Origin of the sequence: Metapseudomonas otitidis, assembly GCF_011397855.1 — a bacterium.
Classification (GTDB): domain Bacteria; phylum Pseudomonadota; class Gammaproteobacteria; order Pseudomonadales; family Pseudomonadaceae; genus Metapseudomonas; species Metapseudomonas otitidis.
The window spans coordinates 2,223,370-2,238,973 of the sequence record NZ_AP022642.1 but is presented as its reverse complement, the minus strand read 5'-3'; the positions used below and the strand labels follow the sequence as shown (position 1 = coordinate 2,238,973).

The window sequence follows — 15,604 nt, the reverse complement described above, 5'->3', positions numbered from 1 at the left end:
TTCATCCTGGCCAGCCTTGCCTCCGCGCCCCTGGCGCCGCGAGTCGACCATGGAAATCCATCCTGGGACAGGATCATGAACAAGAAAAACACCACACTGGCGCTCTCCCTCCTCCTGGCCGCCCTCCCCGGCCTCACCCCGCACAGCGCCGAACAGACGCTCACCTTCACCAGCTGGGGTGGCACCACCCAGGCCGCCCAGGAAGCCGCCTGGGCCAAGCCCTTCGAGCAGGAAACCGGCATCCGCGTGAACCAGGCCGGCCCCACCGACTACGACAAGCTGCGGCAGATGATCAAGGCCGGCGACGTCACCTGGGACGTGATCGACGTCGAGGCCGACCAGGCCCTGCGCCTGGGCCGCGAAGGCCTGCTGGAACCCCTGGACCTCAAGCAGATCGCCCAGCGCAACATCGACCCGCGCTTCGTCACCATCTACGGCGTGGGCTCGTTCTACTTCTCCTTCATCCTCGGCTACAACACCGAACGCCACGCCAAGGCCCCGCAGGGCTGGGCCAGCCTCTTCGACACCCAGGCCTACCCCGGCAAGCGTGCCCTCTACAAATGGCCGAGCCCCGGCGTGCTGGAAATGGCCCTGCTGGCCGACGGCGTACCCGCCGACAAGCTCTACCCGCTGGATCTGGATCGCGCCTTCAAGAAGCTCGACACCATCAAGCAGGACATCGTCTGGTGGGGTAACGGCGACGAATCGCAGAAGCTGCTCAGCTCCGGCCAGGCCAGCCTCGGCATGTTCTGGAACGGCCGCGTCACCGCCCTCAAGCGCTCCGGCTCACCGGTGGCCATCGGCTGGGAGCAGAACCTGGTGACCGGGGACTTCCTCGTCATCCCCCGTGGTGCCAAGCACCTCGACGCCGCCAAGCGCTTCCTCGGCTTCGCCACCGGCATCAAGCCGCAGGCCGACTTCGCCGTCGCCACCGGCTACACCCCGGTGAACCTGCAGAGCCTCCCGCAGATCCCCGCCGACCTCGCCGCCGACCTGCCCAGCGCCCACCGCGACGGCCAGATCACCCTCAACTTCAAATACTGGCGCGACCACGGCGAAACCATCGCCCAGCGCTGGAACGCCTGGCAGGCCCACTGATCCCCTCCCCGTAGCCCGCCGTCAGGGCGGGCTGCGAGCGCCGCACTTCCGCTAGCTGCAACCCCGGCTTCTGATACAGCCCTCCCACAAGGTGAAGGTGCCTGGCTACCGCAATTCCTCCTCCCTGCGATTAGCACGTCATGAGCGCACGCTGCGCTGCTGCCTGACTCCGAATGGCGGGGCGGGGCCAGTGCCCCTTCAGGAGGCCGAGCGGAATCGTCATGTAGAGGGCTGAGCGACATGGATGTCGCGAGAGCGCTGCCGGGCCAGGGATGGCCCGTCAGCGCGGGCCCCTGGAATGACGATGGAGGGAGGGGACCCGACGCAGTCGGGCCGGATGCAGGGGCGAGTTTTTTGGTTCCTTTTCAACGACTGGAAAAGGGACTCGCCCGGGAGGGCGAAACAGAAAACACCAGCAGAACTCGATGATCAGCTTGTTCTCGAAATGTGGCCCTGAAAACACCACCCTCTACGTTCGGATAACCGAACGCCTTTACCTCCAATATCCGAACCACCGAACAAAGCCCTTCCAAGCCCAACCACCTATAAAAATAAAATCCAATAAATTCAATTAGTTATAAACAAATCCCGGCACCATACAGATGGCACGCATCCTGCCATTACAGATCCCCGACGGCGCCGAAAACCGCATCGCGCCGATAAGAACAAACAAAGTCGAGGACTGAAACACATGCGTACCCTTCCCAAGGTTCTGGCCGCCGCCATCGCTGCGACCCTGATTTCCGCTCCCGCCATCGCCGACGAACTGACCGGCACCCTGAAGAAGATCAAGGACAGCGGCACCATCGTCCTCGGTCACCGTGACGCCTCCATCCCGTTCTCCTACCTCGGCACCGAGCCGGGCAAGCCCATCGGCTACTCCCATGACCTGCAGCTGAAGGTCGTCGAAGCCGTGAAGAAGGAGCTGGCCCTGCCGGACCTGAAGGTCCGCTACAACCTGGTCACCTCCCAGACCCGCATCCCGCTGGTGCAGAACGGCACCGTGGACATCGAGTGCGGCTCCACCACCAACAACCTCGAGCGCCAGAAGCAGGTCGACTTCTCCGTCGGCATCTTCGAAGTCGGCACCCGCCTGCTGTCCAAGAAGACCGCCGGCATCAACGACTTCGCCGACCTCAAGGGCAAGAACGTGGTGACCACCGCCGGCACCACCTCCGAGCGCCTGCTCAAGTCCATGAATGCCGAGAAGCAGATGGGCATGAACATCATCTCCGCCAAGGACCACGGCGAGTCCTTCCTGATGCTCGAGTCCGGCCGCGCCGTCGCCTTCATGATGGACGACGCCCTGCTCTACGGTGAGATGGCCAAGGCCAAGAAGCCCGACGACTGGGTCGTCACCGGCCAGCCGCAGTCCTACGAGATCTACGGCTGCATGGTCCGCAAGGGCGACGAAGCCTTCAAGAAGGTGGTCGACAAGGCCATCGCCGACGTCTTCGCCTCCGGCGAGATCAACGGCATCTACGACAAGTGGTTCACCCAGCCCATCCCGCCGAAGAACCTGAACCTGAACTTCCCCATGAGCGACGAGCTGAAGAAGCTGATCGCCACCCCCACCGACAAGTCGGCTGAAGAAATCTGACCTGTTGCGCCCGCCTCCCACAAGGAGGCGGGCCGGGCGTGAGGGCGAACGGGCGTACCACGCCGCCTTCGTCCCGTCCCCCTGCCGGCGGCAGGGGGCGCCCCCTTCCGCTGCCGTCAACCGCAGACCGACAAAGACCCTGAGGGGACCACCCTGATGAATTACAACTGGGACTGGGGCGTATTCTTCAAGTCCACCGGCATCGGCGATGAAATCTACCTGGACTGGTTCGTCACCGGCCTGGGCTGGACCATCGCCATCGCCCTGGTGGCCTGGATCGTCGCCTTGCTGCTGGGCTCGCTGCTCGGCGTGATGCGCACCGTGCCGAACCGCCTGGTGTCCGGCATTGCCACCACCTACGTGGAGATCTTCCGCAACGTACCGCTGCTGGTGCAGCTGTTCCTCTGGTACTTCCTGGTACCGGACCTTCTGCCCGAACCGCTGGAAATCTGGTTCAAGCAGGACCTCAACCCGGCCACCTCCGCCTACCTCAGCGTGGTCGTGTGCCTCGGCCTGTTCACCGCCGCCCGCGTCTGCGAGCAGGTGCGCACCGGCATCCAGGCCCTGCCCAAGGGCCAGCTCGGCGCCGCCCGTGCCCTGGGCTTCGGCCTGCCGGCCATCTACCGCTACGTGCTGCTGCCGCAGGCCTTCCGCATCATCATTCCGCCGCTGACCAGCGAGTTCCTCAACATCTTCAAGAACTCCTCGGTGGCCTCGCTGATCGGCCTGATGGAGCTGCTGGCGCAGACCAAGCAGACCGCCGAGTTCTCCGCCAACCTGTTCGAAGCCTTCACCCTGGCCACCCTCATCTACTTCACCCTGAACATGAGCCTGATGCTGCTCATGCGCCTGGTGGAGCGGAAGGTCGCCGTGCCCGGCCTGATCGCCGTAGGGGGTAAATGATGGATTTCTCCGCGATCATCCCCGCCCTTCCCGGCCTCGCCGACGGGCTGCTGATGACCCTGCAGCTGATGGTGCTGGGCGTGCTGGGCGGCGTCGCCCTGGGCACCCTGTTGGCCCTGATGCGCCTGTCCCACAACCCGCTGCTGTCGAAGATCGCCGGGCTGTACGTGAACTACTTCCGCTCGATCCCGCTGCTGCTGGTGATCACCTGGTTCTACTTCGCGGTGCCCTTCATCCTGCGCTGGATCACCGGCGAGGACACCCCGGTCGGCGCGTTCACCTCGTGCCTGGTGGCCTTCATGATGTTTGAGGCCGCCTACTTCTGCGAGATCGTCCGCGCCGGCATCCAGGCCATCCCCAAGGGCCAGATGGGCGCGGCACAGGCCCTGGGCATGACCTACGGCCAGTGCATGCGGCTGATCATCCTGCCCCAGGCCTTCCGCAAGATGACCCCGCTGCTGCTGCAGCAGAGCATCATCCTGTTCCAGGACACGTCGCTGGTGTACACCGTCGGCCTGATGGACTTCCTCAATGCCGCCCGCTCCCGTGGCGACATCATCGGCCAGCCCCATGAGTTCCTCATCTTCGCCGGCCTGGTCTACTTCAGCATCAGCTTCATCGCCTCCCAGCTGGTCAAACTCCTGCAGAAAAGGTTAGCCGTATGATTTCCATCAAGAACGTCAACAAGTGGTACGGGGACTTCCAGGTGCTGACCGACTGCAGCACCGAGGTGAAGAAGGGCGAAGTGGTCGTGGTCTGCGGCCCGTCCGGCTCCGGCAAGTCCACCCTGATCAAGTGCGTCAACGCCCTGGAGCCCTTCCAGAAGGGCGACATCATCGTCGACGGCACCTCCATCGCCGACAAGAACACCGACCTGCCCAAGCTGCGCTCCCGCGTCGGCATGGTGTTCCAGCACTTCGAACTGTTCCCGCACCTGTCCATCACCGAGAACCTCACCATTGCCCAGGTCAAGGTCCTCGGCCGGGGCAAGGCCGAAGCGCTGGACAAGGGCCTCAAGCTGCTCGACCGCGTCGGCCTCAAGGCCCATGCCCACAAGCACCCCGGCCAGCTCTCCGGCGGCCAGCAGCAGCGCGTCGCCATCGCCCGCGCCCTGGCCATGGACCCGGTGGTGATGCTGTTCGACGAACCCACCTCCGCGCTGGACCCGGAGATGGTCAACGAAGTGCTCGACGTGATGGTCGAGCTGGCCCAGGAAGGCATGACCATGATGTGCGTGACCCACGAGATGGGCTTCGCCCGCAAGGTTGCCGACCGGGTCATCTTCATGGACCGCGGGCAGATCGTCGAAGACTGCGCCAAGGACGAGTTCTTCGGCGACGTCAGCCAGCGTTCCGACCGCGCCCAGCAGTTCCTCGCCAAGATCCTGCAACACTGACGCCTCACCGCCCCCGGCCTGCCGGGGGCCTTTCCCCTCTTCACAACAACAACAGGGAACCCGTCATGCACTCGAAGCGCTTCAGCCCCCTCGCCCTCGGCCTGCTCCTGGCCGCCGCCCACGGCAGCGTCCTCGCCGCGCCCCTTGAAGGCGGCGCCGTCGCCGCACCGGACAGCTACGGCGCCCAGGTCGCCGCCGACGTCCTCAAGGCCGGCGGCAACGCCGTGGACGCCGCCGTCGCCACCGCCTTCACCCTCGCCGTCACCTACCCCGAGGCCGGCAACATCGGCGGCGGCGGATTCATGACGCTGTACATGGACGGCAAGCCCTACTTCCTCGACTACCGCGAGATCGCCCCCAAGGCCGCCAGCAAGACCATGTACCTGGACGACAAGGGCGAAGTGATCGAGAACCTCAGCCTGGTCGGCGCCCGTGCCGCCGGCGTACCCGGCACCGTGATGGGCCTGTGGGAGGCCCACCAGCGCTTCGGCAGCAAGCCCTGGAGCGAGCTGATCACCCCCGCCATCGGCTACGCCCGCAACGGCTTCAAGGTCGCCCAGCAGCAGTACCAGTATCGCGAGGACGCCCTCGCCCTGTTCAACGGCAAGACCAACTTCAACGACTACTTCGGCACCCTCAAGCCCGGCCAGACCTTCAAGCAGCCGGAGCTGGCCAGCACCCTCGAACGCATCGCCGCCAACGGTCCGGACGAGTTCTACAAGGGCAAGACCGCCCAGCTGCTGGTCGCCCAGATGAAACAGGACAACGGCCTGATCAGCGCCGAAGACCTGGCCGGCTACCGCGCCAAGTGGCGCGAGCCCATGCGCATCGACTGGCAGGGCAACACCCTCTACACCGCCCCGCTGCCCAGCTCCGGCGGCATCGCCCTGGCCCAGCTGATCGGCATCAAGGAAGCCCGCGCCGCCGACTTCAAGGGCGTCGAGCTGAACTCCGCGCGCTACATCCACCTGCTCGCCGAGATCGAGAAGCGCGTGTTCGCCGACCGCGCCGACTACCTGGGCGACCCGGACTTCTCCAAGGTGCCGGTGCAGCAGCTGACCGACCCGACCTACATCGCCCAGCGCGCCCGCGAGGTGAACCCCGGCGCCATCTCCGCCACCGAGAAGGTCCGCCCCGGCCTGGAACCGCACCAGACCACCCACTTCTCCATCGTCGATGCCCAGGGCAACGCCGTCAGCAACACCTACACCCTCAACTGGGACTTCGGCAGCGGCGTGGTGGTCAAGGGCGCCGGCTTCCTGCTCAACGACGAGATGGACGACTTCAGCGCCAAGCCCGGCGTGGCCAACGCCTTTGGCGTGGTCGGCAGCGACGCCAACGCCATCGAACCCGGCAAGCGCATGCTCTCCTCCATGAGCCCGAGCATCGTCACCCGCGACGGCAAGGTCAGCCTGGTGCTCGGCACCCCCGGCGGCTCGCGCATCTTCACCTCGATCTTCCAGGTGCTGAACAACGTCTACGACTTCAAGCTGCCCCTGGAGAAGGCCGTGGCCGCCCAGCGCGTGCATCACCAGCTGCTGCCCAAGGACACGATCTACTACGACGCCCACGCCCCGCTCACCGGGCCGGTGGCCGAGCAGCTCAAGGCCATGGGCTACACCCTGGAGGACCAGGGCTGGAACATGGGCGACATCCAGGCCATCCGCGTCGATGGCAGCACCCTGGAAACCGCTTCCGACCCCCGCGGCCGTGGTGTCGGCCGGGTGGTGAAACACTGACCCAGGCGGCCCGCCGCCGACCGGGCGGCGGGCTGGCACGGCCCGGATGACTATGATGCAATGCCCCTCCACCAGCCTCCGTGCCGTCCCGCCCGCCCTCACCGTGAAGCCGCGCCTGCTCCGCCACCTCTCGCTGACGCTCCTGCTGCTCCTGGCCATGCTGGGCGCCGGCTGGGTGGTCTATCACCTCAGCGAACAGGCCGGCATCCGCGCCCTGGCCAGCAACGGCGAACGCCAGCTGGAACTCCACGCCCGCGCCGTGGAGAGCGAGATCAACCGCTACACCTACCTGCCCAGCCTGCTGGAGCTGGAATCCAGCGTCAGCCACCTGCTGCTCAACCCCACGCCCTACCGGCGCAACCTGGTCAACGACTACCTCGAAGGGCTCAACCGCCGCAGCGGCAGCCGCGCCACCTTCCTGCTCGACACCGAAGGCCGCGTGCTGGCCACCAGCAACTGGCGCGATGCCGACAGCTTCCTCGGTGAAGACCTGGCCTTCCGCGCCTACTACCAGAACGCCATGAAAGGCCTGCCGGGCCGCTTCTACGGCATCGGCAGCACCACCGGCGAAGCCGGCTACTACCTGGCCCACGGCCTGCGCTACCAGCAGCGGATCATCGGCGTCGCCGTGGTCAAGGTGAAACTGGAGGCCCTGCAGGAGCGCTGGGAAAAGGCCCGCCTGCACGCCTTCGTCAGCGACGAGAACGGCATCATCATCCTCTCCAGCGACCCGGCCCTGCGCATGAAGGCGGTCCGCCCGCTGTCCGCCGACGACCGGGAGCGCCTGGCCCGCAGCCTGCAATACCACTGGTCGGCCCTCGACGAATGGCAGCCCAGCGCCCGCCAGGACCTGGGCGAAGGCCTGGAGATCATCAGCTTCCCCAACGGCGAAGGCACCGGCAGCGTCGCCTACCTCTCGCAGGCGCGCCTGCTCAACGACACCCGCTGGCACTTCACCCTGCTCTCGCCCCTGGCCGACCTGCGCCGCGAAGCGGTGATCCACGGCCTGCTCGCCGCCGCCGGGCTGGCCCTGCTGGCCTTCCTCGGCATCGCCTGGAACGAAAGGCGCAAGGTCCTCGCCACCCGCCTCGCCGCCCGCGAAGCCCTGCTGGCCGCCAACAACGAACTGGAACGCAAGATCGGCGAGCGCACCCAGGACCTCATCGCCAGCAACCAGCGCCTGATGGACGAGATCCGCGAGCGCAAGCAGACCGAAGAAAACCTGCGCAAGGCCCAGGACGGCCTGGTGCAGGCCGGCAAGCTGGCGGTCATCGGGCAGATGTCCACCAGCATCGCCCACGAACTCAACCAGCCCCTCGCCGCCCTGCGCACCCTCTCCGGCAACACCGTGCGCTTCCTCGCCCGGGGCGCCCTCGACGTGGCCAGCACCAACCTCACCGCCATCAACGAACTGGTGGACCGCATGGGCCGCATCACCGCCAGCCTGCGCGCCTTCGCCCGCCGCGCCGACGACCATGGCCAGGCCTCCCTCGGCAAGGCCGTGGACGCTGCCCTGTTCATCCTCCACACCCGACTGGAGAAGAGCCCCATCACCCTGCACCGCACCTGCGCCGAAGCCGAACTGGCCATCGACCAGACGCGCCTGGAGCAGATCCTGGTCAACCTCATCGCCAACGCCCTGGACGCCCTTGCCGGCCACGACGACGGCCAGATCTGGCTGGAAGGCCGCGACGAACAGGGCCGCTACCGCCTGGAAGTACGCGACAACGGCCCCGGCATCGCCCCCGACGCCCGCGTGCACCTGTTCGAGCCCTTCTTCACCACCAAGCCTGGCGAGCACGGCCTCGGCCTGGGGCTGACCCTCTCCGCCAGCCTGGCCACCGCCGCCGGCGGCAGCCTCGGCGTGCGCCACCCGGAAGCCGGCGGCACCGCCTTCGAACTGCTCCTGCCCTACGCCGCTCACCGCGAGCCCGCGCCGAGGACCCCGACATGACCGAGCCCCTCACCGTCCTCATCGTCGAAGACGACCCCCACGTGCTGCTGGGCTGCCAGCAGGCGCTGATCCTCGAGGACATTCCCTGCATCGGCGTCGGCAGTGCCGAGGACGCGCTGGCCCAGGTCGGCGCCGACTTCGCCGGCATCGTCATCACCGACATCCGCCTGCCGGGCATCGACGGCCTGGAGCTGCTCAGCCGCCTCAAGGCCCGCGACCGCAGCCTGCCGGTGGTACTGATCACCGGCCACGGCGACATCAGCATGGCGGTCAACGCCATGCGCGACGGCGCCTACGACTTCATGGAGAAGCCCTTCTCCCCCGAGCGCCTGGTGGAGGTCGCCCGCCGCGCCCTGGAGAAACGCAGCCTCGACCGCGAGGTCAGCGCCCTGCGTCGCCAACTGGCCGGGCGCCAGTCCCTGGAGCAGCGCATCATCGGCCGCTCCCCGGCGATCCAGGCCCTGCGCGAGCTGATCGCCAACGTCGCCGACACCGCCGCCAACGTACTGATCGAAGGCGAGACCGGCACCGGCAAGGAGCTGGTCGCCCGCTGCCTGCACGACTACAGCCGCCGCCGCGACCACGAGTTCGTCGCCCTCAACTGCGGCGGCCTGCCGGAAAACCTGTTCGACAGCGAGATCTTCGGCCACGAGGCCCACGCCTTCACCGGCGCCGGCAAGCGCCGCATCGGCAAGATCGAGCACGCCAACAAGGGCACCCTGTTCCTCGACGAGATCGAGAGCATGCCCATCAACCTGCAGATCAAGTTCCTCCGCGTGCTGCAGGAGCAGACCCTGGAGCGCCTCGGCTCGAACCAGCCGATCCCGGTGGACTGCCGGGTGATCGCCGCCACCAAGACCGACCTGGACGACGCCGGCAAGGCCGGCACCTTCCGCAGCGACCTGTACTACCGCCTCAACGTGGTGACCCTGGAGCTGCCGCCCCTGCGCGAGCGGCGCGAAGACATCCTCATGCTCTTCGAGCATTTCCTGCAGCTCGCCTCCCTGCGCTTCGACCGCCCCGCGCCCACCCTGGACAACTCCACCGCCTCCAGCCTCATGGCCCACGACTGGCCGGGCAACGTGCGCGAGCTGCGCAACGTCGCCGAGCGCTACGCCCTCGGCCTGCCGGCGCTGAAGAAGAGCGGCCAGGCCCCCGACGGCAACGCCCCGTCCTTCGCCGAGGCGGTGGAAGTCTTCGAGCGCAACCTCATCGGCCAGGCCCTGGAGCGCCACGCCGGCAACATCAGCCAGGCCGCCCTCAGCCTCGGCATGGCCAAGACCACCCTGTTCGACAAGGTCAAGAAGTACGGCCTCTGAATCCGCCTGGCGGATCGGGTGTGAACCCGATGGCGGCAGGGCCGAACCGTTTTGTGGTCCAATGCCGCCCCTCGTCAGACAAGGACGCACGATGACCACACGGATACTCGCCCTGCCCCTGCTCGCCACCACGCTCCTGCTGGGTGGCTGCGACAGTGATTTCGCCACCCTCACCTTCGAGCGCTCGGTGCGCAAGGCCCCGTTCGGTGACGAACTCCTGCCGGTCTACCGCGAGCAGCTGGAGGCGCTGATGCAGGCACAAGGCATCGACCCGACCCGCATCACCCCACGCATCAAGAACAGCCTGGGCACGGAGCTGGTGCTCAGCGAACCGATCTTCGGCGGCCTGGAACCGGCCCAGAAGACCGCCCTGCAGGCCGCCCTCAAGGCCATCGTCGATGCCCGCCGAGCACCGCTGGACATGCGCCTGACCCTGCACCCCGACGACATGCCCCCGAGCCTCCCCCGCGCACGGGAAAAAGCCCTCGAACTACCCCGCGAGTACGACGCCCACTTCACCCTCGACGCGGTGTCCCTCAGCGTGGCGTTCGGCATGACCGACCTGGTCAACGCAGCCCTGAAGGGCTCGATGAACATGCAGAGCGAGGTGATGTGCAACGTCACCGCGCAGTTCGAACCCGCCCTGCCCTTCATCGGCATGAAGGTGCCGGAAGAGGAAGGCCCCTACCGCACCCTGATGGTGAAGGACCTCGCCAGCGCTTACTCCTACGACGAGATCCCGGTGGAAGTGCGTTTCGCCGACCCGGACCTGCAGGCGCTGGTGAATCAGCAGAAGGCGCAGGTCACTTCGGCCATTACCGACCGCTCGACCCCCTTCCGCAACAAACGCGGCCTGAAGCAGTTCGAGTTCATCATCGGCCCCGTCGGCACCGTCAACCACGAGAACGCCAAGGTGGATTTCTATTCCCACACCGACCTGGCGGTGAAATGCGAGCACCTGGCCGGCGCCCTTGGCCGCCCCTTCAGCTACAAGCTGGGCGACTCGCTGGATCGGCTGGCTTCGGTGGTCTTCTACTGAGGCACGGCGGGGTGGCGGCACGGGCCACCCCACTGATCGAAATCCGGTTGGGCGCCGGCGCGGATAGCTGTATAAATAGCCAGCCATTCGCCCACCCTGTTCCGCCATGCCCAGCGCCCTCGACGACCCGTTCTATTACCTGAACAACTTCAGCACCGTGCTCGACTGGATCGGCTCGCGCTACGACGACCTGCTGCTGGATGAGGAGCGCACCTTCCTCGCCACCTTCGCCGGGCTGCCGCGCGAAGCCCAGGCGCTGCTGGTGCGCATGGTGATGCGCAAGGGCGAGCGCTTCCGCGAGAGCAAGCTGGTGTACGCCGAGATCGGCCCCACCCGCGAAACGGTGCGCCCGCTGCTGGCGCTGGGCTGGGTGGATGCAGCGCCCGCGCTGGACCTGGAGCAGCTGTTCGCCCTGCTGCGCAAACCGGAGATCGCCGCCTGCTTCGGCGCCCAGCTGGGCCGGGGTGACGCACGCAAGGCCGAGCAACTGGCGCGGCTGCAGCCCCTGTACCCCGAACCGCGCCCCTTCGATGCCTGGTGCCCGACGCTGGACGACCGCGTCTACGCGCTGCACCTGATGCCCCTGTGTGACCGGCTGCGGCTGATGTTCTTCGGCAACCTGACCCAGGACTGGTCCGAGTTCGTGCTCGCCGACCTGGGCATCCACCAGTACGAGCAGGTGGCGCTGGAAGCCGATGCCCGGGGCTTCCGCCACCGCGACGACGTGGATCTGTACCTGCGCCTGCACCAGTGCCGCGAGCGGCTGGAAGCCGGCGACGCCTGCCCGGCCACGCTGCTGGCGGACATCCCCCCGGCCAACGACAACCCCTGGCTGCAAGGCCGGCGCGCGCGGCTGCTGTTCCAGCTCGGCCAGCACTGCGAACGCCTTGGCGAGCTGGACCTGGCCCTGGCCGTCTACCGCGACTGCCCCTGGCCCGGCGCACGCATCCGCCAGCTGCGGGTACTGGAGCGCCTGGAGGCCTTCGAGCAGGCCCACGCACTCGCCCTGGCCCTGACCGACGCCCCCGGCGACGAGGAAGAGCGCCAGCACCTGGCGCGCATCCTCCCGCGCCTGCAGCGCAAGCTCGGCCTGCCCCGCGCCGGCGCCCGCAAGCCGGCACCGGTGGAGCGGCTGGACCTGCACCTGCCGCGCCCCGAGCCGTTCGTCTCGGTGGAGCACAGCGTGCTGGCCCACCTCAGCGACGACGACGGGCCGGTGCACTACGTCGAGAACACGCTGATCAACTCGCTGTTCGGCCTGCTGTGCTGGGAGGCCATCTTCCACCCGCTGCCTGGGGCCTTCTTCCACCCCTTCCATGCCGGCCCGGCCGACCTGCTGGCCCCGGACTTCCATGCCCGCCGCGCCGAGCGTTTTGCCGCCTGCCTGGCCCGGCTGGACGACGGCAGCTGGCGCGACGCCATGCGCCACACCTACCGCACCAAGCACGGCCTGCAATCGCCCTTCGTCTACTGGGGCGTGCTGGACGAGCCCCTGCTGGAGCAGGCCCTGCATTGCCTGCCGGCCGACCACCTGAAGCACTGGTTCCGCCGCCTGCTGCAGAACATCAAGGCCAACCGTGCCGGGCTGCCGGACCTGATCCGCTTCTGGCCCGGCCAGGGGCGCTACCAGATGATCGAAGTGAAGGGCCCCGGCGACCGCCTGCAGGACAACCAGCTGCGCTGGCTGGACTTCTGCGTCGAGCACGGCATGCCGGTGAGCGTGTGCTACGTGCAATGGGCCGACACCGAGGCCCTCCCGGCATGACCTACCGCGTGGCGGTGCGGGCCCTGTGCGAGTTCACCGCCAAGCGCGGCGACCTCGACCTGCGCTTCACCCCCTCCCCCACAGCCCAGGAAGGCATCGCCGGCCACGCCCTGGTGGCGGCCCGGCGGGGCGACGGCTACCAGCGCGAAGTCCCCCTGGCCGGCGCATTCGGCCCGCTGCAGGTGCGCGGCCGCGCCGACGGCTACGACCCGGCAGGCAACCGCCTGGAAGAGGTGAAGACCCACCGCGGCGACCTGGCCCGCCAGCCCGACAACCACCGTCACCTGCACTGGGCCCAGGTGCGCGTCTACGGCTGGCTGCTGTGCGCCGAACGCGGGCTGGACGAGGTGGAGCTGGCCCTGGTCTACCTCGATGTCGCCAGCCAGAAGGAAACCACCTTCACCACCCGCGCCAGCGCCGCCGAACTGCAGGCCTTCTTCGAGGCCCAGTGCCAGGCCTTCCTCGCCTGGGCCGAACAGGAGCTGGCCCACCAGGCCCGGCGCGACGGTGCCCTGCAGGCCCTGCGCTTTCCCCATGCCAGCTTCCGCCTCGGCCAGCGGGAACTGGCCGAGGCGGTGTACAAGGCCGCCAGCACCGGCTGCTGCCTGATGACCCAGGCGCCCACCGGCATCGGCAAGACCCTGGCCACCCTGTTCCCCCAGCTCAAGGCCCTGGGCGGCGGGCGCCTGGAACGCCTGTTCTTCCTCGCCGCCAAGACCCCCGGCCGGCAACTGGCCCTGCACAGCCTGGCGACCCTGCGCGACAGCGTGGACGCGTTGCCCGTGCGGGTGCTGGAGCTGACCGCCCGCGACAAGGCCTGCGAACACCCCGGCAGCGCCTGCCACGGCGACGCCTGCCCCCTGGCACGGGGCTTCTACGACCGCCTGCCGGCTGCCCGCGAGGCGGCTGCGGAACGGTGCTGGCTGGACCGCGCCGCCCTGCGCGAGGTGGCCCTGGCCCACAACGTCTGCCCCTATTACCTGGGCCAGGAGATGGCGCGCTGGAGCGACGTCGTGGTGGGGGACTACAACTACTACTTCGACCTCGGCGCCCTGCTCTTCGGCCTTGCCCAGCTCAACCAGTGGCAGGTGGGCGTGCTGGTGGACGAAGCCCACAACCTGGTGGAGCGCGCCCGCGCCATGTACAGCGCCGAGTTGCGCCAGGGCGCGCTGAAGGCCCTGGTCCGCAGCGTGCCCGGCCCGCTGAAGAAGCCCCTGGAGCGGGTGCAGCGCAGCTGGAGCGAGCTGAACAAGGCCCAGCTGGTGGATTACCAGGCCTACGACGAACCCCCGCAGAAGCTGCTGGGCGCGCTGCAGAACGCGGTCACCGCCATCACCGACCACCTGGCGGAACAACCCGGCGCGCCGCTGGACCCGGCGCTGATGACGTTCTACTTCGACGCCCTGCACTTCACCCGCATGGCCGAACTCTTCGACACCCATTCGCTGTTCGACCTGAACACCTACGGCAGCGGCCGCAACCGCCAGTCCACCCTGTGCCTGCGCAACCTGGTGCCGGCCCCCTTCATCGGCCCGCGCCTGGAAGCCAGTCGCTCCACCGTGCTCTTCTCCGCCACCCTCAACCCGCGCCGCTACTACAGCGACCTGCTGGGGGTGCCGAGCAACACGCCGTGGCTGGAGGTGCAATCCCCCTTCACCGCCGAGCAGCTGCAGGTGCGGGTGGCCCAGCGCCTCTCCACCCGCTACCAGCACCGGGCGCAATCCCTGGAGCCCATCGTCGAACTGATGGCCGACCAGTTCTACCAGCGCCCCGGCCACTACCTGGCGTTCTTCAGCAGCTACCAGTACCTGGAACAGGTGGCCACGCTGTTCGCCGAGCGCCACCCCTTCATCCCGGCCTGGAGCCAGTCGCGGAGCATGGGCGAGGCCGAGCGCCTGGCCTTTCTCGAACGCTTCACCGAGGGCGGGCGCGGCATCGGCTTCGCCGTGCTCGGCGGGGCCTTCGGCGAAGGCATCGACCTGCCCGGCGAGCGCCTCATCGGTGCCTTCATCGCCACCCTCGGCCTGCCCCAGGTGAACCCGGTGAACGAGCAGTTGAAGCAGCGCATGGGCGCGATCTTCCAGGCCGGCTACGACTACACCTACCTCTACCCGGGCCTGCAGAAAGTGGTGCAGGCCGCCGGCCGGGTGATCCGCACCCAGGGCGACCGGGGCGTGGTGCACCTGATGGACGAACGCTTCGCCCAACCCGAGATCCGCCGGCTGCTGCCCAGCTGGTGGCGGGTGGAGATGCACGACGCCACAGACACTGGACAGCGGGAGGGATCGGCTTGCGACGGCTGACCACGGGCAACAAGAAACTGCGCGGCATTCCCCGCCGCCTACGCGCCCTGGAGCGCTGGGCCGCAGGCTTCAGCGGCCAGGTGCACCCTCGCAGCCCGGACATGGAGCGCTACCAGCACTGGAAGATCCCGGTGCCGGGTGCCCTGGTCCAGGGCCCGCAGGCACACATCGAGCACCAGGCCTTCTGCGCCCAGCAGCTGCTGGAAGCGGCTGCCCACCTGTCGCGCGCGGCGGACCGCAGCAAGGGCTACTGCCGGGTCGCCTGCATTCTGGTCTGGCCCTGGCTGCACCAGAGCGAGGTGACAGTGTTCTACGACCGCGACTACTACCTGGGCTTCCTCGGGCAGGCCAACGCCCTGGCGCCGCAGCGCCTCAGTGATCGGCTGGCCCTGGTGCTGCCCGAAGGCTTCGTCGAACACGGGCAGGACGTGACCCAGCCCGATGACGAAGAAGCCGTGCACTGGTGGTGCCTCGGCGAGCCCGCCTAA

At 67.9% G+C, this 15,604-nt stretch carries 11 protein-coding genes and 1 pseudogene; all 12 read left to right on the top strand.

Features of this window, described 5'->3' with window-relative positions; genetic code table 11:
• The first annotated feature begins 75 nt into the window (after positions 1 to 75).
• On the top strand, positions 76 to 1,098 hold the full coding sequence (locus tag PotMrB4_RS10315; RefSeq protein ID WP_082078254.1) for an ABC transporter substrate-binding protein: 1,023 nt from the start codon (positions 76 to 78) through the stop codon (positions 1,096 to 1,098).
• Positions 1,099 to 1,789: 691 nt separating this feature from the next.
• Positions 1,790 to 2,698 (top strand): glutamate/aspartate ABC transporter substrate-binding protein, encoded by a 909-nt coding sequence (locus PotMrB4_RS10310; RefSeq protein ID WP_074969385.1) that lies wholly within the window; start codon positions 1,790 to 1,792, stop codon positions 2,696 to 2,698.
• 156 nt (positions 2,699 to 2,854) lie between these two features.
• The gene (locus PotMrB4_RS10305; protein ID WP_069565661.1) at positions 2,855 to 3,601 is read left to right on the top strand and encodes an amino acid ABC transporter permease; all 747 of its coding nucleotides are present in this window, start codon (positions 2,855 to 2,857) and stop codon (positions 3,599 to 3,601) included.
• Positions 3,598 to 4,266: an amino acid ABC transporter permease gene (locus tag PotMrB4_RS10300; RefSeq protein WP_164707494.1), complete on the top strand. Its 669-nt coding sequence runs from the start codon at positions 3,598 to 3,600 to the stop codon at positions 4,264 to 4,266. Before PotMrB4_RS10305 ends, PotMrB4_RS10300 begins: the two co-directional genes overlap by 4 nt.
• Positions 4,263 to 4,997, top strand: coding sequence for an amino acid ABC transporter ATP-binding protein (locus tag PotMrB4_RS10295; RefSeq protein WP_044412655.1), 735 nt, complete (start codon positions 4,263 to 4,265; stop codon positions 4,995 to 4,997). The genes PotMrB4_RS10300 and PotMrB4_RS10295 overlap by 4 nt, the downstream gene beginning before the upstream one ends.
• Positions 4,998 to 5,062: 65 nt before the next feature.
• The gene (gene ggt, locus PotMrB4_RS10290) at positions 5,063 to 6,736 is read left to right on the top strand and encodes a gamma-glutamyltransferase (protein ID WP_172433182.1); all 1,674 of its coding nucleotides are present in this window, start codon (positions 5,063 to 5,065) and stop codon (positions 6,734 to 6,736) included.
• 60 nt (positions 6,737 to 6,796) lie between these two features.
• Positions 6,797 to 8,690, top strand: a pseudogene (locus PotMrB4_RS10285) (sensor histidine kinase).
• Positions 8,687 to 10,009: a two-component response regulator AauR gene (locus tag PotMrB4_RS10280; RefSeq protein WP_172433180.1), complete on the top strand. Its 1,323-nt coding sequence runs from the start codon at positions 8,687 to 8,689 to the stop codon at positions 10,007 to 10,009. The pseudogene PotMrB4_RS10285 and the gene PotMrB4_RS10280 overlap by 4 nt, the downstream one beginning before the upstream one ends.
• 91 nt (positions 10,010 to 10,100) lie before the next feature.
• Positions 10,101 to 11,048, top strand: a complete 948-nt coding sequence (locus PotMrB4_RS10275; protein ID WP_172433179.1) for a hypothetical protein — start codon at positions 10,101 to 10,103, stop codon at positions 11,046 to 11,048.
• A 106-nt stretch (positions 11,049 to 11,154) separates the two neighbouring features.
• Positions 11,155 to 12,813 carry a VRR-NUC domain-containing protein gene (locus tag PotMrB4_RS10270; RefSeq protein WP_172433178.1) on the top strand — a complete coding sequence of 553 codons (1,659 nt, stop codon included), beginning with the start codon at positions 11,155 to 11,157 and terminating at the stop codon, positions 12,811 to 12,813.
• Complete coding sequence (locus tag PotMrB4_RS10265; RefSeq protein ID WP_172433177.1) at positions 12,810 to 15,116, top strand: ATP-dependent DNA helicase; 2,307 nt, start codon at positions 12,810 to 12,812, stop codon at positions 15,114 to 15,116. The genes PotMrB4_RS10270 and PotMrB4_RS10265 overlap by 4 nt, the downstream gene beginning before the upstream one ends.
• The gene (locus tag PotMrB4_RS10260) at positions 15,104 to 15,604 is read left to right on the top strand and encodes a DUF3916 domain-containing protein (protein WP_172433176.1); all 501 of its coding nucleotides are present in this window, start codon (positions 15,104 to 15,106) and stop codon (positions 15,602 to 15,604) included. Before PotMrB4_RS10265 ends, PotMrB4_RS10260 begins: the two co-directional genes overlap by 13 nt.